Here is an 18956-nt window from a genome sequence, read left to right on the forward strand (position 1 = left end):
GGCAGAAATTACAGTGACTAATAAGAATAGACAAATAAGTTTTCAGAATTGCGACTTTCTTCAAATGTCCCGGGCGGGTATGTTAGTCGGATAATAATTACACCCTGCATCGCTAATAACTCAAGACGTGGTAATTCTCTCTATGGCAATCAGTGACTCAACCCAGCCCGTTCCGGGTGCGCCGACGTCGCGCACCTCCTTTAAAGTATTAGGCGCAATCAGTCTCTCGCACCTGCTCAACGACATGATCCAGTCGTTGATTCTGGCTATTTATCCGTTGCTGCAGTCCGAGTTTTCACTCACTTTCGTGCAGATCGGGATGATCACCCTGACCTTCCAGCTGGCTTCCTCGCTGCTGCAGCCGGTGGTGGGCTACTGGACGGATAAATATCCTATGCCGTGGTCGCTGCCAATCGGCATGTGCTTTACCCTAAGCGGGCTGGTGCTGCTGGCCATGGCGGGCAGCTTTGAGGCGGTACTGGTTGCCGCGGCGCTGGTGGGAACCGGTTCATCGGTGTTCCATCCGGAGTCTTCCCGCGTGGCGCGCATGGCGTCCGGTGGTCGTCATGGCCTGGCGCAGTCACTTTTCCAGGTGGGCGGTAACTTTGGTAGCTCTCTCGGCCCGCTGCTGGCCGCAGTCATCATTGCCCCTTACGGTAAAGGCAACGTGGCGTGGTTTGTGCTCGCCGCACTGCTGGCGATTATTGTGCTGGCGCAGATTAGCCGCTGGTATGCCGCTCAGCATCGCTTCAATAAAGGAAAACCTAAAGCGAAGGTTATCAATCCCCTGCCGCGCAATAAGGTTATCCTGGCGGTTGCCGTCCTGCTGGTGCTGATTTTCTCGAAATACTTCTATATGGCGAGCATCAGCAGCTATTACACCTTTTATCTGATGCAAAAATTCGGATTATCGGTACAAAACGCGCAGATCCACCTGTTTGCCTTCCTGTTCGCGGTGGCCGCAGGGACGGTAATTGGCGGGCCGGTGGGCGATAAGATTGGCCGTAAATATGTCATTTGGGGCTCTATCCTCGGCGTAGCGCCTTTTACCCTCATTTTGCCGTACGCCAGCCTTGAATGGACGGGGATTTTGACCGTGATTATTGGTTTTATTCTCGCCTCCGCGTTTTCCGCCATTCTGGTCTATGCCCAGGAGCTGCTGCCCGGACGTATCGGTATGGTTTCCGGACTGTTTTTCGGTTTCGCCTTCGGCATGGGCGGGCTGGGTGCAGCGGTGTTAGGGATGGTTGCGGATCACACCAGCATCTTCCTGGTTTATAAAATCTGCGCTTTCCTGCCACTTCTTGGCATGTTAACCATATTCCTGCCTGATAACCGCCATAAAGCGTGAATTACGGGTAGCTAAAGTTATGCTTTAGCTACCTGATACCCTTATACCATAAGGGTTTCCTCTTCATCCCCGCGCTGAATTTATCAAAATGCGCTTTTTTACGTGCATATTGCTGTTTTATTCAAACTTCAACAATTATTCATAAACATAAGGGTAAAAATTGTCATAAACTATTACCTGGTTTTTTGGTATTCACGCCAAAAATGGAACACTCACCACGAAAGGAGACGGAATGCACCACGCCACACCGCTTATCACCACCATTGTTGGTGGACTTGTGCTCGCTTTTATTCTCGGCATGATTGCCAATAAGCTGCGTATTTCTCCTCTTGTCGGCTATCTGCTGGCAGGTGTGCTGGCGGGACCGTTTACGCCAGGTTTTGTTGCGGATACCAAACTGGCCCCTGAGCTGGCGGAATTGGGCGTGATTCTGCTGATGTTCGGCGTCGGCCTGCACTTCTCCCTGAAGGATTTGATGGCGGTAAAGTCGATTGCCATACCGGGAGCGATCGCCCAGATAGGGGTGGCGACGCTGCTTGGGATGGCGCTTTCGGCCGTGCTGGGCTGGTCGCTGATGACCGGTATCGTATTTGGGCTGTGTCTCTCAACCGCCAGTACCGTGGTGCTGCTGCGCGCGCTTGAGGAGAGACAGCTGATAGACAGCCAGCGCGGACAGATCGCGATAGGCTGGCTGATTGTGGAAGATCTGGTGATGGTCCTGACGCTGGTGCTGCTGCCCGCCGTCGCCGGCATGATGGAAAAAGACAATATCGGCTTCGCCTCGCTGGCGCTGGATATGAGCATCACCATCGGGAAGGTGGTGGCGTTTATCGCCATCATGATGCTGGTGGGCCGCCGTCTGGTGCCGTGGATCATGTCCCGCAGCGCGGCGACCGGCTCCCGCGAGCTGTTTACCCTCTCCGTGCTGGCGCTGGCGCTGGGTATCGCGTTTGGTGCCGTTGAGCTGTTTGACGTCTCCTTCGCCCTGGGCGCGTTCTTCGCCGGGATGGTGCTGAACGAGTCCGAGCTGAGCCACCGCGCGGCGCACGATACTCTGCCGCTGCGCGACGCCTTCGCCGTGCTGTTCTTCGTCTCCGTCGGGATGCTGTTTGATCCGATGGTCCTGATTCACCAGCCGCTGGCCGTGCTGGGCACGCTGGCGATCATCATCTTTGGTAAGTCGCTCGCCGCCTTCTTCCTGGTGCGGATGTTTGGCCACTCCCCGCGGACGGCGCTGACCATTGCCGCCAGCCTGGCGCAGATTGGCGAGTTCGCCTTTATTCTGGCCGGTCTGGGCATGGCCCTTAACCTGCTGCCGCAGGCCGGACAAAACTTGGTGCTGGCGGGGGCGATCCTGTCAATTATGCTGAACCCGGTACTGTTTGCTCTGCTGGAAAAATACCTCGATAAAACCGAAACGCTGGAAGAGCAGACGCTGGAAGAGGCCATCGAAGAAGAGAAGCAGATCCCGGTCGATATTTGCAATCACGCTCTGCTGGTCGGCTTTGGCCGCGTCGGCAGCCTGCTTGGCGAGAAGCTGATGGCGCAGGGCATTCCGCTGGTGGTAATTGAAACGTCACGCACCCGCGTTGACGAGCTGCGCGAGCGCGGTATTCGTGCGGTGCTGGGCAATGCGGCGAACGAAGAGATCATGGAGCTGGCGCATCTGGACTGCGCCCGCTGGCTGCTGCTGACCATTCCCAACGGCTATGAGGCGGGTGAGATTGTCGCCTCCGCGCGCGCGAAGTGTCCAAACATTGAGATTATCGCCCGGGCGCACTACGACGACGAGGTAGATTACATTACCGAGCGCGGTGCGGATAAGGTGGTGATGGGCGAGCGCGAGATTGCGAATACGATGCTGACGCTGCTGGAAAAACCGCCGGTTGAAGAGGCGGTGACGGGGTAAGTTTTGAGCGGCCTGATGCCCTCACCCTGGCCCTCTCCCACAGGGAGAGGGAACAAACACTAAAAACGGCAACCACAGGTTGCCGTTTTGCTTTTACCTGTCCCAGTACGCCTCTTCGAGGCTGTCTTCCCGTTCCGGCAGGCCACGCGTTAAGCGCGGTGAGTGCTGGTTCAGCACCTGATAGCTTACGCGGTTGGCGTACTTGCATACCTGCGCCAGCGACGAATAGGTCAGCCAGCTGAACTTGTGCTTGCTGGAATTTGGCACGTTGGTTTTGTGGTAGGCGTTAGCGGTGATGTCGTGCAGCAGCGCGGCCAGCGCGCCGTCGCCCGCGCCGTTGGTGTTCATGATCTTCTCCGGCCCGCCCATGTAAGGGGCGATGTGCGAGTAGATACGTAGCGGATTAACACAGTCTTTAAAACGCATGCCGCGGCTGAACTCGTACTGGTTGAACTCGGCAATCGCGCCGGGCAGCAGCGGGTGCTGGGTTTTGCGCTTGCTCTCTTCTTCGGTGAAGCCTGCCATATATAGCCCAACCGGACCCGCGGTGCAGAGCACCAGATCCACCCAGTCCAGCGCTTTGTCAGACGCCAGCAGCGGATCGCTTTCACCGGTCAGCGCTTCGGCCTCCTCTTCGTTCATCGCCAGAATCGAGACGTGCTCTTTCAGGAACGCCTGCCACCACTCCGGGTTATCGGCAATCACGAATTTGGTGCCCAGGGTTAACACCACCGGCACATCGTACTTTTTGGCGTACTCAATCGCCTTCATGGTCGCTTCCGGCATCGGCTCGCCCGGCTTACAGCGCACCAGGTAGGAGGTCAGAACCAGCGCAGAGGCGCCCGCGATCACCTCTTCGGGAATGCTGTCCGCGCGCAGCTTGTTCATATGACCCGGGCTGATGGCAAAGGTACGTTCGCCGGATTCGCCGATCAGCGTAAAACAGCGGCCAATCGGGCCGTCGACGCCCTGCAGATAGTTCAGATCGGTACGGCTGGAGGTGTTGCACAGGTAACGGTAGGCGTAGCCTCCGATTTCGATATTGCTGCACATCACGCCGAGCAGCACCGAGCGGTCGTCTGCCAGCACGGAGTAGTTGTGCATGGTGTTGCCGATGGTGCCGCCGGCAAACTGATGGGTAATCAGGTTTTCGCGCACCAGCTCCTGGTACAGCGCTTCGGCAACGTCATCTTCAATCACCAGCGAGTGACCGGCGCTCAGACCGTAACGGGCGACAAACGCATCATCCACTTTCGCTTCAATGTCTACCAGCGTCTGGTCGATACCGACGACCCACGCCGCGCTGGTTTCATTTTCTGGCTGGATTTGCTGCAGGAGCGGATCGCGGGCATCCACGGGGAAGTAGTGTTTGGATTTGCGTTTACCGGGAAATTTCATGGTCTGAACTGTACGAAGAATATGGGCCGGGAATGGTAGCACAAACCCGGCCCGGAGTGCGATCAGCGACCGTTCGTTACCAGCGAGACCATCATGTCGATATGCTCAGGGGAGTCGTTAAGCGCCGGAATGTACTCGTACTTTTCGCCGCCAGCCTCCAGGAAAAATTCCCGGTTTTGCACCGCGATCTCCTCCAGCGTCTCCAGACAGTCTGCCGAGAAGCCCGGCGACATCACCTGAATGTGCTTCACGCCCTTCTCACCCAGCATTTTGAGGGTTTCATCGGTGTATGGCGTCAGCCACGGCTCGCGGCCGAAGCGCGACTGGAAGGTCATCATCACCTTCTCCGGCGGCAGGCCGAGGGCGGAAACCAGCTCGCGGGTGGTATCGCGGCAGCGCTGCGGGTAATCATCCCCTTCATTGGCGAAACGCTGCGGGATGCCGTGATAGGAGAGCAGCAGCAGATCCGGCTCGCCGTGTTTTTCAAACGACGCGCGCGCGCTGTTGGCGAGCGCCTTGATGTACAGCTCGTTATCCGCGTAGTCGCGAATAAAGGTCACGCCCGGAATGCGGCGGCGGGTCGCCAGAATGCGCGCCAGCTCGTCCCAGACGGCGGCCACCGTCGAGCAGGAGTACTGCGGGTAGAGCGCCAGCACCACGATATGGTCCACGCCCTGCGCCAGCAGCGAGTCCACCGCGCTTTCCAGAGACGGTTTGCCGTAGCTCATGCCGAGCGCAACGGGCATCTCCGGCAGGCGGGCGGCCAGCGCCTTCTCCTGACGACGGCTGTAGACCATCAGCGGCGAGCCCTCTTCCATCCACACGGACTGATAGAGTTTGGCGACGCGCGGAGAACGGATCGGCAGAATGACGCCACGCAGCAGCGGCCACCACAGCAGTCGCGGAAAATCCACGACGCGCGTGTCGCTTAAAAATTGTCGCAGGTAGCGTTTTACCGCGTCTGATGTAGGTGCTTCTGGAGTGCCCAGATTGGCAAGCAGGATGCCGGTTTTCGCCTGACTCATTCACGCCTCTTAACCATTTGAATGGTTGTCAATTGTAGCGGAAATGCGTTTAAACGAAACCCATTGCTGTAATAGGTAAGATGAGAATTTTTCTCACCCGGTGGCCCGGGTGAGAGAGATGCAATTAGCCGAGGATTTTTTCCAGCTCAGCACGCACGTCAGCCACGGCTTTGGTGCCGTCAACTTTGGCGTATTTGGTGTTACCCGCCTGCGCTTCTTTGGTGTAGTAGCCGATCAGCGGCGCAGTCATCTGATGGTATTCCACCAGGCGCTTGCGCACGGTCTCTTCCTGATCGTCTTTACGGGTGGTCAGCTCTTCGCCGGTCACGTCGTCTTTGCCTTCAACCTTAGGTGGGTTGAATTTGATGTGGTAAACGCGGCCAGAGGCAGCGTGTACGCGACGGCCAACGATGCGGTCAACGATCAGCTCGTCCGGTACGTCGAACTCCAGAACGTAGTCCACGTTGATGCCCGCTTCCTTCATGGCGTCAGCCTGAGGAATGGTGCGTGGGAAGCCGTCCAGCAGGAAACCGTTACGGCAGTCTTCCTGAGCAATGCGCTCTTTGACCAGAGCAATGACCAGCTCGTCGGTCACCAGCTTGCCTGCGTCCATGATGTCTTTCGCCTGTTTACCCAGCTCGGAGCCAGATTTAACAGCGGCGCGCAGCATATCACCGGTGGAGATTTGCGGAATACCGTATTTCTCCATGATGAACTGAGCCTGAGTTCCTTTACCCGCGCCCGGAGCGCCAAGCAGAATAATACGCATTGCGAAAATCCCCTCAAAAGTCGTTTCAATTTTTCAAAAGCGCTAAACAATACCACCAGAACGGGCATCGCTCAAGGAAGGCAGGAAGGCTGAAACGGTTAATGGGGGGAGATAATTTGGGATAGTGCGGTCTGGTGCCCTCACCCTGGCCCTCTCCCTCGGGGAGAGGGAGAAGACCAGGAGAGGCGTGGTCAATTACGCCAACAGCAGCGCATTCACACGTTTAATGAAGAGGTTAGGATCTTCCAGCGTGCCTCGCTCGGCCAGCAGGGACTGATCCAGCAGGAGTTCAACCCACTCGGCAAAGCGGGCGTCGTCCTGGGTATCCGCCGCGCGTTTCACCAGCGGATGATCCGGATTAAGCTCAAAGATATATTTCACTTCCGGCACTGCCTGGCCCGCCGCGGCGAACAGCTTCGCCATCTGGGTGCTCATTTCGTCGGCATCGGTGGTGACAATGGCCGGAGTGTCGGTCAGACGATGCGTGAAGCGCACCTCTTTCACGCGGTCGCCCAGCAGGGTTTTCACGCGCTCAATGAACGGCTCCAGCGCCTTCTCGGCTTCTTTCGCATTTTCATCCACTTCATCTGCCAGCTTGTCGATGGACTCATCGGCTTTGGCAACGGACTGGAACGCCTTACCGTCGAACTCGGTCAGGTAGTTCATCATCCACTCGTCGATGCGGTCGGAAAGCAGCAGCACTTCGATGCCTTTCTTACGCAGCAGCTCCAGGTGCGGGCTGCTCTTCGCCGCGGCGTAGCTGTCGGCGGTGATGTAGTAGATCTTCTCCTGCCCTTCTTTCATGCGGGAGATGTACTCTTCCAGCGACACGGTCTGCGCGGAGGAGTCGGTGTGCGTAGAAGCAAAGCGCAGCAGTTTGGCGATGGTTTCAACGTTCGCCATGTCTTCAGCCGGGCCTTCTTTCAGCACCAGACCGAACTGTTTCCAGAAGGTCTGGTATTTTTCCGCATCGTCTTTCGCCAGTTTTTCCAGCATCTGCAGCGCACGTTTGGTCAGGGCGTTGCGCAGGTTACGGGTGACGGTGCTGTCCTGCAGAATTTCGCGGGAGACGTTCAGCGGCAGATCGTTGGAATCGATCAGGCCGCGCACAAAGCGCAGATAGTTCGGCATGAACTGCTCGGCGTCGTCCATGATGAACACGCGCTGCACGTACAGCTTCAGGCCGTGCTTGTGATCGCGGTTCCACATGTCCCACGGCGCCTGTGCCGGGATGTACAGCAGGCTGGTGTACTCCTGCTTACCTTCCACACGGTTGTGGCTCCAGGTCAGCGGGTCGGTAAAGTCGTGGGCGATGTGCTTGTAGAATTCGTTGTACTCGTCGTCTTTAATCTCAGACTTGTTGCGCGTCCACAGCGCCTGCGCCTTGTTGATTTTCTCCCAGGAAACCACGGTTTCACCGTCTTTCTCTTCCTGTTTTTCAATCTCAACCGGCAGCGCGATGTGATCGGAGTACTTGCTGATGATGGAGCGCACGCGCCAGTCGTTCAGGAAATCATCTTCCCCTTCACGCAGGTGCAGGGTGATTTCGGTGCCACGGTCCGCTTTGGTGATGTCATCAACGGTGTATTCGCCTTCCCCTTTGGATTCCCACAGCACGCCATTCTCGGCGCTGTCGCCTGCCGCACGGGTGCGCACGGTGACTTTATCCGCCACGATGAACGCCGAGTAGAAACCGACGCCGAACTGGCCGATCAGCTGGCTGTCTTTCGCCTGGTCAGAGCCCATGGACTCCAGGAACGCCTTGGTGCCGGATTTCGCGATGGTCCCGAGGTGGTCGATCACCTCGTCGCGGTTCATCCCGATGCCGTTATCGGCGATGGTCAGGGTGCGGTTCTCTTTATTAAACGAGACGCGCACGCGCAGCTCGCCGTCGCCTTCGTACAGATCCGGGTTTGACAGCGCGCGGAAGCGCAGCTTGTCCGCCGCATCCGAGGCGTTGGAAATCAGCTCACGCAGGAAAATTTCTTTGTTGGAATACAGGGAATGGATCATCAGGTGCAGAAGCTGTTTTACTTCTGACTGGAAACCACGGGTTTCTTGTCCTTTCATCTATGTCGACCTCAACAATGCCATTTAATGGGGTTTTAAAACGTTGAGGGAGAGATGGGGATACGGGGGGAAATTTTCAAGCGGAGGCGGCTCGCGCAGCCTCCGTTTGGTCAGAAAATAATCTTGTGACGTCCGGCCAGAGAGTGCGACAGCGTGGTGCCGTCGACCATCTCCAGCTCGCCGCCGACCGGCACGCCGTGGGCGATGCGGCTGGCGTCAACGCCATACTGCGAGCACAGTTCGGCGATGTAGTTGGCGGTTGCCTCCCCTTCCACCGTGGGGTTGGTGGCGAGGATCACCTCTTTGATGGTTTCGGACTCGAGACGCTGTTCAAGGCGGTCAAGACCGATATCGTCCGGGCCGATGCCGTCCAGCGGGGAGAGATGCCCCATCAGCACGAAGTAGCGCCCGGAAAACTGCCCGGTTTGTTCGATGGCGTAGATGTCCGCCGGACTCTCCACCACGCAAATCTGGCCGTTTTCCTGACGACGCGGGTTCGTACAGATGTTACACACGTCCTGCTCGGTAAAGGTGCGGCAATCCGCACAGTGACCAATTTCTGACATGGCGCGGGTCAGAGCCTGCGCCAGGCGCATCCCGCCGCTGCGGTCGCGCTGCAATAGCGTAAACGCCATGCGCTGCGCCGACTTCGGGCCAACGCCCGGCAGGCAGCGCAGTGCTTCCATTAACTGCGTGAGCAGCGGACTGGTTTGCATCAGAATGGCATCTTAAAGCCAGGCGGCAGCTGCATGCCGCTGGAAACGGAGGCCATTTTCTCTTTCTGGGTTTCGTCGATACGGCGAGCGGCATCGTTAAACGCGGCTGCAACCAGATCTTCCAGCATCTCTTTGTCGTCTTCGAGCAGGCTCGGGTCGATTTCCACGCGACGGCAGTTGTGCGCACCGTTGATGGTCACCTTGACCAGACCGGCACCGGACTCACCCGTGACTTCCAGCTGAGCGATCTCTTCCTGCATCTTCTGCATTTTTTCCTGCATCTGCTGAGCCTGCTTCATCAGGCCACCCAGACCGCCTTTTCCACCAAACATAGGCTTCTCTCTTCTTTCACGTTTAAGGATTACAACCGTAAGTCAGACTCACGATCAAATGGGGCGAATACTCTCTTCATCCAGATCGGCGTCGAAGAACCGGCGCAGGGTCTGAATGTTGTTATCCGCAATAATCGCCTCGCGCGCCTGCGCGAGCTTCTCTTCATAAATGGCCTGGCGCCACTCCAGCGGCGTTTTCACTGCCGGATTATCATCTTCAATGATAGTCAATTCAACCGGCGCCCCCTGTAATGTGGCGAGCGCCTCGGCCAGCGCCTTTTGCGCGCCAGGGGAATTGAGGTGTCGCTGGCCCGGACGCAGGTGCAGACGCACCTGATTGCCGTCCTGCTCTTTCCAGGCGTTCAGCGCGACCTGCTCCACCAGCTTCGGCAGCTGGAGCTTACTGACCTCGGCGGCCCAGGCGTCGCGCGCAATGGACTCTTCGGCAAGCTTCGCGGCCAGCTCCGGCGTTTTTTCATGCTCCAGCGCCTTTTTCAGCGCTTTCGGCGTGGCAACCTCTTCCTTCACCGTTTCGGTGATGGTGGTGGCCTTCCAGCGGTAAGCCTCTTCTTTCACCGGGGCTTTCTGCTCGAGCGCGGACGGTGCCGGACGCGACTGTACGCGCTCCGTTACCGAGGCCAGTCGTTCAAGCGCGGCGTTGTTCACCGGCCGCGCTCTTCCTGGCGCTGCCGGTTCACTCTTTTTTGGTTTGGTTACTCCCTGCGCACGCTGCAGCTGGCTGCGCGCGGCAAGCACCGAACTGGTGGCATCCGACAGCGGTACGTTCTGCTGCGGTGGAGTCGTCGGCTGCGGCGGCACCTGCTGCGGTGACATCACCGCCGTCGGCGCAACCGGGGCGAAAGACTGTCGGGGCACGTCCGGCTCCGGCAGCGGCATGCGCGGGTGGAACGCCAGCGCGCGCAGCAGCGTCATTTCAACGCCCATACGCGGATCCGGCGCAAACGGTAACTCTTTGCGGCCAATCAGCAGCGTCTGGTAATAAAGCTGCACGTCGGCAGGCGGCACGGTGCGGGCAAGCTCACGCATCCGCTGTTCAATGGCCGCCATATCCGCACCAATCGCGGAAGGAGAAAGCTGCAGCATTGCCACGCGGTGCAGCAGGCTGAGCATCTCAACCAGCAGCCCTTCCCACTCAATACCGCGGGCAGCGGCCGCGTTCACCAGCGACATCACGCGTTCGCCGTTAGCGGCAATCATCGCTTCGATAAGCGACAGCGCCTGATCGTCATCCAGCGTGCCGAGCATGGTGCTGACCGCCTCGGTGGAGAGTTTGCCGTCACCGCTGGCAATCGCCTGATCGGTCAGACTGAGCGCATCGCGCAGGCTGCCGTCCGCCGCGCGGGCCAGCAGCTGCAGGGCGCGCGGTTCGTGGACAATGTTCTCTTCATCGAGAATGTGCTCGAGCTGCGCGCGGATCTGCTCGACGTCCAGCGCCTTCAGGTGGAACTGCAGGCAGCGCGATAAAATCGTGACCGGCAGCTTTTGCGGATCGGTAGTCGCCAGCAGGAACTTCACGTGCGCGGGCGGCTCTTCCAGCGTCTTCAGCAGGGCGTTGAAGCTGTGGCGCGAGAGCATGTGCACTTCATCGATCAGATAGACCTTGAAGCGGCCGCGCGCCGGGGCGTACTGGACGTTGTCCAGCAGGTCGCGGGTATCTTCAACTTTGGTGCGCGAGGCGGCGTCGATCTCGATCAGATCGACAAAACGCCCCTGCTCGATCTCCCGGCAGTTATCACACACGCCGCACGGCGTGGCGGTGATCCCGGTTTCGCAGTTGAGACCTTTTGCCAGCAAACGGGCAATAGAGGTCTTACCGACGCCGCGGGTGCCGGAAAAAAGATAGGCGTGATGGATGCGACCTAGCGACAAGCCGTTCGCCAGGGCCGTCAGCACATGTTCCTGACCGACAACGTCAGCAAAGGTTTGTGGTCGCCATTTACGGGCTAACACCTGATAACTCATGGGCAGGCTCTGCAACGCTGGAAGGTGAATTTATGGAGGGGAATGCTATCACAACCTCACCCATTGAGCGAGGTTGTGAAAACCGGGATTAGTGACCCGGGAAAGGCACCAGGCTGTAGCTGGTAATGCCCTGTTTTTCCAGGCGCTGTTCACCGCCGAGATCGAACAGGTTGATGATGAAGGCCGCGTCGGTCACTTCCCCACCCAGACGGCGGATCAGCTTCACGGTCGCTTCAATGGTTCCGCCGGTTGCCAGCAGATCGTCAACCACCAGCACTTTGTCGCCAGGCTTGATCGCGTCAACGTGGATCTCCAGCTGATCGGTGCCGTACTCCAGCTCGTAGCTTTCTGCGATGGTTTCACGCGGCAGTTTGCGCGGCTTACGCACCGGCACAAAACCCACGCCCATTGCCAGCGCAACCGGTGCGCCAAACAGGAAGCCACGGGCTTCGGTACCTACTACTTTGGTGATCCCGGCGTTTTTGTAACGCTCGACCAGCAGTTCAATGCTGAGTGCGTACGCTTTCGGGTCTTCCAGCAAGCTGGTGACATCACGGAAAAGAATGCCAGGCTTTGGGTAGTCCTGGATGCTTTTGATGCTGTTTTTCAGATATTCAAGCTGCTGTGCAGTTGCGGTCATCGGTTTGTGCCTAAATGAAACAGTGTTACTCACAGCGCGCAACGAGTCGGCCAAGGCAACAATTGTTTAACCTTTGACCAGGCGCACCTGTGCTCGAAAACGGTCGAATTTACTGGCTGCGCGTGATAATTGCAACAGCCATGATGAGGCTTCAGTGCTTTTGTTGCTTTTCATCAACCACGGGGATCCGCCACATAAAGATAAGCAGGCAGGAGAGAATGATCAGCAGCAGGATCCGCACCCACATCATTTTCACCAGCCATAATGAAATGGCGAAGGTAATGAGGATCACCGCGATCGCGCGCGGCTTCGCACCAGGCGGCATGGCACGGTGTTTTTGCCAGTACCGCAGGTAGCCGCCGAACCACGAGCGGTAGAGCAGCCAGTGGTGAAAACGCGGCGACGAGCGGGCGAAGCACCAGGCCGCCAGCAGGATAAACGGCGTGGTCGGCAGCAGGGGTAATACTACACCCAGCGTGCCCAGCACTACCGCAAGCCAGCCAATGATGATTAAAATAGTACGCTGCATAATGCGAATCGTTATCAAACTGAACGGCTACTTTACCACTGGAGAGCGCCTTGAAAACAGCACTGCTTCTTGAGAGGCTGCAAAATCAGCTGATCGCTCTGCGGGCGCAGGCCACGCCGCTGATGGGGCACGCCACGCTGAAGCCGCGCTTTGACCGGCAGCTTTTTCGTACCCGCAGCACCGTCATTCAGGATTACCTGGCTGAAGCGCAGACGAACCTCGACGAGCTTCGCCATGCGGTTGAGAATGAACAACAGGAACAGGTGGCGTGGCTTGCAGAGCATCTCACCGAGCAGATCACCGCACTGCATCGCGAAATCGCCGCCTGGCCGCTGCGCGCCTGGGACAGCGCCTCGCCGGGGCTCGGCAAATGGCAGCGCAAGCGGCTCGAGAACCAGGAGTTTGAGCGCCGGCTGTTTGAGATGAAGCGTGAACGCGAGGTGCGTCTGAACAACAGCGAAACGCTGGAAGAGCAGCAGCTATTGATGCGCGAGATTAGCGCGCTGGAAGGACGCATCGTCCGCTGCCGTCAGGCGCTGGATGACATTGAACGCGTCATAGAACGTTTGACCCGTTAACAGGAGCCACACCCATGTCACTGGAAAATGCACCCGATGAGGTCAAGCTGGCCGTCGATTTGATTATGCTGCTGGAGAATCATGAGATCCCCGCCGAGACGGTGCTTAAGGCGCTGGAGATTGTGCGGCGGGATTTTGAGGGGAAACTTCCCCCTCACCCTAACCCTCTCCTACGGGGAGAGGGAAAATAGATTAAGCCGGAGTCGGGTCGTCGCCCTTGATGTCGCGCTTCACTTCCGTATGCTCATCACCTTTCTCGTTACGCAGGTGAACCTCAAGCTGGTTGAAGGCGATATTAATATCGTTTTCACGGCACAGACGATCGATAGAGCGGTTAAGCTCATCCACCGTGTAGCTGCGGTCACGCAGTTCACGCACGTATAAACGCAGCTCGTGATCAAGCGTACTCGGCCCAAAGGTGGTAAAGAACACCGCCGGAGCCGGATCGTGCATCACTTTCGGATGCTCAGACGCCGCCTTCAGCAACACCTCTTTCACCTTATCCAGATCCGATCCATAGGCCACGCCCAGGCGGATCACCACGCGAGTCACCGTATCGGAAAGCGACCAGTTGATCAGACGCTCGGTCACGAACGCTTTGTTTGGGATGATCACCTCTTTGCGATCGAAGTCGGTGATGGTGGTGGCACGAATGCGGATCTTGCTGACCGTTCCCGAGAACGTGCCGATGGTGACGGTATCGCCGATACGTACCGGACGTTCGAACAGGATGATCAGGCCGGACACAAAGTTACCGAAGATCTCCTGCAGGCCAAAACCAAGACCGACCGAGAGGGCCGCCGCCAGCCACTGCAGTTTATCCCACGAGACGCCAAGCGAGCCAAAGACCGTCATCGCTCCGACAATGATGATGACGTAGTTGAGGATCGTGGTGATGGCGTAGGACGCCCCCTGGCGAAGATTCAAACGTGACAGGAGCAGCACTTCGAGCAGGCCAGGCAGGTTGCGGATCAGCGCCCAGGCCACCACCGACGACACCAGCGCAAACAGCAGGCTGCCCATGGTCACGCTTTTCATGACCGCCGCGCCGGCTTCGGTTCCGTTGTATTGCCAGAGGGTAATACTGTCGAGATAGGCGAAAACGGTAATAAGATCGGACCAGATCGCCCAGAACATCACCGCAAACAGGGCGATCATCACCAGCATGGTGATACGCAGCGTCTGCTGGTTAACCTGCTCCAGCGCGATGGTCGGCTCTTCCTGCGGCTCAGCGCCTTCGGCCCCCTCTTTCACCTGATGCTGACGACGCGCGATGGCGCGGCGATAGGCAATGCGGCGCGCCGCTACGCTGAGGCCGCGCAGTACGGTCTGATAGAGCAGGTTCCAGACGATCACCAGATAGACCGTTTCAATCCAGCGCCCGGACAGGCGCAGCGTGGTATAGAAGTAGCCCGTCGCTGTCAGCACCATCAGCGCCAGCGGAATGATCGCCAGCACCGTCACGGTGGCCAGACGAATATTGTGGGACTCTTTATCACGCCAGCTGTCGCGGCACATCGGCCACATCAGGATCGCAATCAGCAGCAGGTTCAGCAGGATGACCAGCTGGCCCAGCACGTCATCCATCAGATGCAGCGGGGAAAGTTCAGAGACAACCGACCAGAAGTGCAGCGGCAGGAGCGCCAGGCTGATGCGCACGATCTGACGACGCCAGTGGCTGGTCAGCTGCGCTGGCATGTTGAAATGACGCACCGCCACGCCGTCTTTTTCCAGTACCTTCCAGCACAGGCCAAACACCAGCCAGAACAGCGCCAGTTTTTTACTGAACGCCCACAGCAGATCGCTGACGTTGAGCTGCATGGTGAGCAGAATCAGACCCACGGCCAGAATAATCAAGCACACCGGCAGGGCGCGAATAAGGTCAATCAGAATCGCTTTTGGCGTATGGAGCTGGCTATCGTTGCGCAGCTGCCCTACTTCGGAGGCCAGCTTCGCCTGGTATTTTTTCAGCCAGCCCAGACGCCAGCGGATAAGACCGGCAATCAGCAGCAGCGGCAAACCGGCCAGGAAAGCAATCATTACCGCAGGCCAGGCTTTCTCCCAGTTTACGGTGATCTTCATGCTCTTAATCTGCGTTTTCAGCGTCTCAGGGAAGGATTTAACCCAGTCCCAGTCCATCGGCTTGTTGCTGTTTACCCAGAAAATCTGCTGGGTCAGGATCTCCTGCAGACTTTTCGAGACGCTCACCAGCTGCTGCTGGTTGATTTGCAGGTTAATGGCCATCATCAGCTGGTTACCCAGCTGTTTATTGAGCTGGTCCAGCAGCTCGCGACGCATATCCACGACCTGGAGCAGCGCGTCGTGCACTTCCGGGTTCACGTCGCTGGAATGCCCCTCTTCAATTTTGGCGACAAAGGTATCGCTCTGGAAAAGGGCATCGCGCTGCTGGTTGACGTCAAACTGCTCCAGACGTAAATCCGCAATGCGGTTGGTCATGTCCTCCAGCTCGTCGGCGGACGGAAGCGTCTGCTGCTGCTGGTAGAGAATACGCGACAGCAGGAGGCTGCCCTTCAGGACCGCGATCTGCTCTTTGATGTTGCGTTCCGCCTGCAGGGCGCGATCCAGCCAGTTCTTCACCTTGATATTTTGCTGAACCAGCGAGTTGCCGTTTTCCGTCGCCAGTATCAGGCGCTGACTGAGCTGATGGTTAGCCTCAAGCTCCTGTTTTACCAGCGGGTTGGCCTGAATACGGGCGGTTTCGTCAGGGGATACGGCCTCCTGGGCGGTTTTTTCCGTCAGGGTCAGGCGTTTGCTGTTAACCGCCTCCTGCAATAGCTGAAGCTGATGCTCCAGACGATTAATGTTCGCGGTGACGTAATCACGCTGTTTCTGCAGAGTGTCCTGCAGCACCGTATTCCCTTCCAGGCTTTTACGCTGCTGTTCGATCTGCGCATTGAGCAACGACTGCTGAACCAGCAGCAGGGTTTGCTGCGTCGGGCGCAACGTGCCTTCGCCCACCGTCGTGCCGTTCAGGCGGTTGCGGATCTGCTGCAGCTGCTGAGACGCGGTATACATCGCATTTTGCACGCGCTCGGGCTGGGTTTGCAGGGAGACAAGCTGGCTGTTGTAGGTCGCGAGATCGGACTGCGCGGTTTGCAGATCGTCGAGCAACTGGGCGACGCGCGATTCCAGCTGGCGTAAGGAGAGCGTGGCGAGCGTTTTGCGCGTTTCGTTGTCGTTATCAACGTCACTCAGGGCATTCAGCGACTCCGTCGCTTTGCGCATGTTTTCAGGGGCCTGCGCCACCTTCTGACGAAGCTGGGCGGTTTCAGCCTTAACGCGTTCAATTTTATCCAGCGTTTCCAGCGTTTCCGTCAGATCCTGCTGCGTCAGTTTTTCCTGAGGAGAGAGTTCTTTTTGTTTGTTCAGCGTGTCGAGCTGCGACTGAACGTCAGCACGCGTGGGAATATCGTTGCTGTTATCGGCGCGGGCCCAGGTCAGCGGCGCCGTGGCGAAGAAAAACAGCATCGCAAAGAGCAATGCAAAAACAGGATGTTGCGAGCGATTGATGGGCAGCATAGTTGTGAATGATGTCAGAAGATGACCGAAAATAGTCCGGCGTGAAGAATATCACGCTCGTCAGATGCAGAATAGCGCGAACGTAAGCCTCTGAGATAAATCCTGGAAAGGGGTCAGGCCGTTAGCGAAGGCGCGTCGCTGCGCATCGTCGGGCTAAGCTGTAGCATTTCCAGTAAAATCGCCACGTAGCTGCGGGCTTCCGCTTTAAGATCAAACGATTGTGGTGCAAAAAGCCAGTTTTCCATCAGACCAGAAATGTAGCTGCGCATCAGAATCGCCGCCCGACGGGTCAACAGATTGGCCGGTAGCAGTTTTGCCTCCATACAGAGGTTCAGGTTGTGCTCAATACGGTCATAGCTTTCCAGACTGAGGCTTCGTTGCGCCTGCTGCACGACCGCCATCTCGCCCACGAACTCGCATTTATGAAAAATAATCTCCATCATTAATCTGCGACGTTCTTCAACTACCGTTGCTTCAAGGATATATACTAATATTTCTCTCAATACTGAGAGTGGATCGTCTGGGAATTTTGCCCGATACTCACTCTCGAGATCGCTAATGCTGGACTCTGAAAGCTCCCAGATTTCACTGAACAGATCTGACTTGTTTTTAAAATGCCAGTAAATCGCTCCTCGCGTCACACCGGCGGCCTGAGCAATTTGCGCCAGCGAGGTTGCTGAAACACCTTGCTGCGAGAACAAACGTATCGCCACATCCAGAATATGTTGTCGGGTTTCCAGCGCTTGTTGTTTAGTTTTTCGTGCCATAGGTGAGTGAATTTACAGGAGTCAGATTTACATACATTTGTGAATGTATGTACCATAGCATGACGATAATATAAACGCAGCAATGGGTTTTAGACTCAGGACCCTTGATCAATTTGAAATCGGACACTCGAGGTTTACATATGAACAAAAACAGAGGGTTAACGCCTCTGGCGGTCGTTCTGATGCTTTCAGGCAGCTTAGCGCTAACAGGATGTGACGACAAACCGGCTCAACAAGGAGCTCAGCAGGCGCCAGAAGTAGGCGTTGTGACGCTCAAATCTGAACCTCTACAAATCACCACCGAATTACCCGGCCGTACAAATGCTTACCGCATTGCGGAAGTGCGTCCTCAGGTTAGCGGCATTATCCTGAAACGCAACTTCACCGAAGGCGGTGATGTGCAGGCCGGTGAGTCTCTGTATCAGATTGATCCCGCAACCTATCAGGCGTCTTATGAAAGCGCCAAAGGTGACCTGGCAAAAGCACAGGCTGCGGCCAAAATTGCCCAGCTGACGCTGAACCGCTATCAAAAACTGCTCGGTACCAAGTACATCAGTCAGCAGGATTACGATACCGCCCTGGCGGATGCCCAGCAGGCTAACGCCGCCGTGGTGGCAGCCAAAGCGGCCGTCGAAACCGCGCGCATTAACCTGGCCTATACCAAAGTGACCTCGCCTATCAGTGGTCGTATTGGTAAATCTTCCGTCACGGAAGGGGCTCTGGTCCAGAACGGTCAGACCACTGCGCTGGCGACCGTGCAGCAGCTCGATCCGATCTATGTTGACGTCACGCAGTCCAGCAATGATTTCCTGCGCCTGAAACAGGAGCTGGCTAACGGCACCCTGAAACAGGAAAACGGCAAAGCCAAAGTGGAGCTGATTACCAACGACGGTATCAAGTTCCCGCAGGAAGGGACGCTGGAATTCTCTGACGTGACGGTCGACCAGACCACCGGTTCCATCACCTTACGTGCGATTTTCCCGAACCCTGACAAAAATCTGCTGCCAGGTATGTTCGTTCGCGCACGTCTGGAAGAGGGAACGAATCCAACCGCCCTTCTGGTTCCACAGCAGGGTGTGACCCGTACGCCACGCGGCGATGCGAGCGCACTGGTTGTTGGGGCTGATAACAAAGTCGAAATGCGCAATATCACCGCCACGCAGGCGATTGGGGATAAATGGCTGGTGACGGAAGGTCTGAAAGATGGCGATCGCGTGATTGTTACTGGTTTGCAAAAAGTTCGTCCTGGCGCGCAGGTTAAAGCACAGGAAGTGAAATCTGACGATAAACAACAAGCTTCGGCCGCTGGCCAGTCAGAACAAACCAAGTCTTAACTTAAACAGGAGCCG

Annotated in this window: 16 protein-coding genes and 1 other annotated feature; of the genes, 5 read left to right on the top strand and 11 right to left on the bottom strand. The window is 57.1% G+C overall.

Annotated elements, in window-relative coordinates:
• Positions 1-142 precede the first annotated feature (142 nt).
• Positions 143-1351, top strand: coding sequence for an MFS transporter (locus tag LLF79_RS09825; RefSeq protein ID WP_227879448.1), 1209 nt, complete (start codon positions 143-145; stop codon positions 1349-1351).
• Positions 1352-1583: 232 nt separating this feature from the next.
• Entirely contained in the window at positions 1584-3260 is a 1677-nt protein-coding gene (gene ybaL / locus LLF79_RS09830) for a YbaL family putative K(+) efflux transporter (RefSeq protein ID WP_059359541.1), read from the top strand.
• Between the two features lie 93 nt (positions 3261-3353).
• On the opposite strand, the gene LLF79_RS09835 is transcribed toward ybaL, so the two are convergent.
• From LLF79_RS09835 to LLF79_RS09875, 9 genes are all read right to left on the bottom strand, one after another.
• The gene (locus tag LLF79_RS09835) at positions 3354-4658 is read right to left on the bottom strand and encodes an inosine/guanosine kinase (RefSeq protein WP_021241626.1); all 1305 of its coding nucleotides are present in this window, start codon (positions 4656-4658) and stop codon (positions 3354-3356) included.
• Positions 4659-4720: 62 nt separating this feature from the next.
• Positions 4721-5683: a ferrochelatase gene (hemH, locus tag LLF79_RS09840; protein WP_023343508.1), complete on the bottom strand. Its 963-nt coding sequence runs from the start codon at positions 5681-5683 to the stop codon at positions 4721-4723.
• Between the two features lie 124 nt (positions 5684-5807).
• Positions 5808-6452 (bottom strand): adenylate kinase, encoded by a 645-nt coding sequence (gene adk / locus LLF79_RS09845; protein ID WP_006809841.1) that lies wholly within the window; start codon positions 6450-6452, stop codon positions 5808-5810.
• A gap of 195 nt (positions 6453-6647) precedes the next feature.
• Positions 6648-8522 (bottom strand): molecular chaperone HtpG, encoded by a 1875-nt coding sequence (gene htpG, locus LLF79_RS09850; protein ID WP_021241627.1) that lies wholly within the window; start codon positions 8520-8522, stop codon positions 6648-6650.
• 110 nt (positions 8523-8632) lie between these two features.
• On the bottom strand, positions 8633-9238 hold the full coding sequence (gene recR / locus LLF79_RS09855) for a recombination mediator RecR (RefSeq protein WP_008499298.1): 606 nt from the start codon (positions 9236-9238) through the stop codon (positions 8633-8635).
• Positions 9238-9570 (bottom strand): YbaB/EbfC family nucleoid-associated protein, encoded by a 333-nt coding sequence (locus tag LLF79_RS09860; RefSeq protein ID WP_003858972.1) that lies wholly within the window; start codon positions 9568-9570, stop codon positions 9238-9240. Before LLF79_RS09860 ends, recR begins: the two co-directional genes overlap by 1 nt.
• A 54-nt stretch (positions 9571-9624) precedes the next feature.
• On the bottom strand, positions 9625-11553 hold the full coding sequence (dnaX, locus tag LLF79_RS09865; RefSeq protein WP_206805589.1) for a DNA polymerase III subunit gamma/tau: 1929 nt from the start codon (positions 11551-11553) through the stop codon (positions 9625-9627).
• Positions 10231-10295, bottom strand: a sequence feature (DnaX frameshifting element). Its footprint overlaps the gene before it by 65 nt.
• 88 nt (positions 11554-11641) lie before the next feature.
• Positions 11642-12193 (bottom strand): adenine phosphoribosyltransferase, encoded by a 552-nt coding sequence (gene apt, locus LLF79_RS09870; RefSeq protein ID WP_000127359.1) that lies wholly within the window; start codon positions 12191-12193, stop codon positions 11642-11644.
• A 151-nt stretch (positions 12194-12344) separates the two neighbouring features.
• A complete protein-coding gene (locus LLF79_RS09875) occupies positions 12345-12722 on the bottom strand; it encodes a DUF454 family protein (protein ID WP_059362733.1) in 378 nt (125 codons plus the stop codon).
• A gap of 50 nt (positions 12723-12772) precedes the next feature.
• On the opposite strand from LLF79_RS09875, the gene priC reads away from it, so the two are divergent.
• Together priC and rsmS are read left to right on the top strand one after the other, a co-directional pair.
• Positions 12773-13300 (top strand): primosomal replication protein N'', encoded by a 528-nt coding sequence (gene priC, locus LLF79_RS09880; RefSeq protein WP_023293139.1) that lies wholly within the window; start codon positions 12773-12775, stop codon positions 13298-13300.
• 14 nt (positions 13301-13314) lie between these two features.
• Positions 13315-13491 carry a pleiotropic regulatory protein RsmS gene (rsmS, locus tag LLF79_RS09885; RefSeq protein WP_063615618.1) on the top strand — a complete coding sequence of 59 codons (177 nt, stop codon included), beginning with the start codon at positions 13315-13317 and terminating at the stop codon, positions 13489-13491.
• A 1-nt stretch (position 13492) separates the two neighbouring features.
• On the opposite strand, the gene mscK is transcribed toward rsmS, so the two are convergent.
• Positions 13493-16840 (bottom strand): mechanosensitive channel MscK, encoded by a 3348-nt coding sequence (mscK, locus tag LLF79_RS09890; protein WP_023293140.1) that lies wholly within the window; start codon positions 16838-16840, stop codon positions 13493-13495.
• Between the two features lie 113 nt (positions 16841-16953).
• The gene (acrR, locus tag LLF79_RS09895; RefSeq protein ID WP_227879449.1) at positions 16954-17607 is read right to left on the bottom strand and encodes a multidrug efflux transporter transcriptional repressor AcrR; all 654 of its coding nucleotides are present in this window, start codon (positions 17605-17607) and stop codon (positions 16954-16956) included.
• Between the two features lie 140 nt (positions 17608-17747).
• On the opposite strand from acrR, the gene acrA reads away from it, so the two are divergent.
• Positions 17748-18941, top strand: a complete 1194-nt coding sequence (gene acrA, locus LLF79_RS09900) for a multidrug efflux RND transporter periplasmic adaptor subunit AcrA (RefSeq protein ID WP_021241633.1) — start codon at positions 17748-17750, stop codon at positions 18939-18941.
• Positions 18942-18956: the final 15 nt, after the last annotated feature.

Origin of the sequence: Enterobacter cloacae complex sp. 2021EL-01169 (assembly GCF_020733125.1) — a bacterium.
GTDB lineage: Bacteria > Pseudomonadota > Gammaproteobacteria > Enterobacterales > Enterobacteriaceae > Enterobacter > Enterobacter roggenkampii.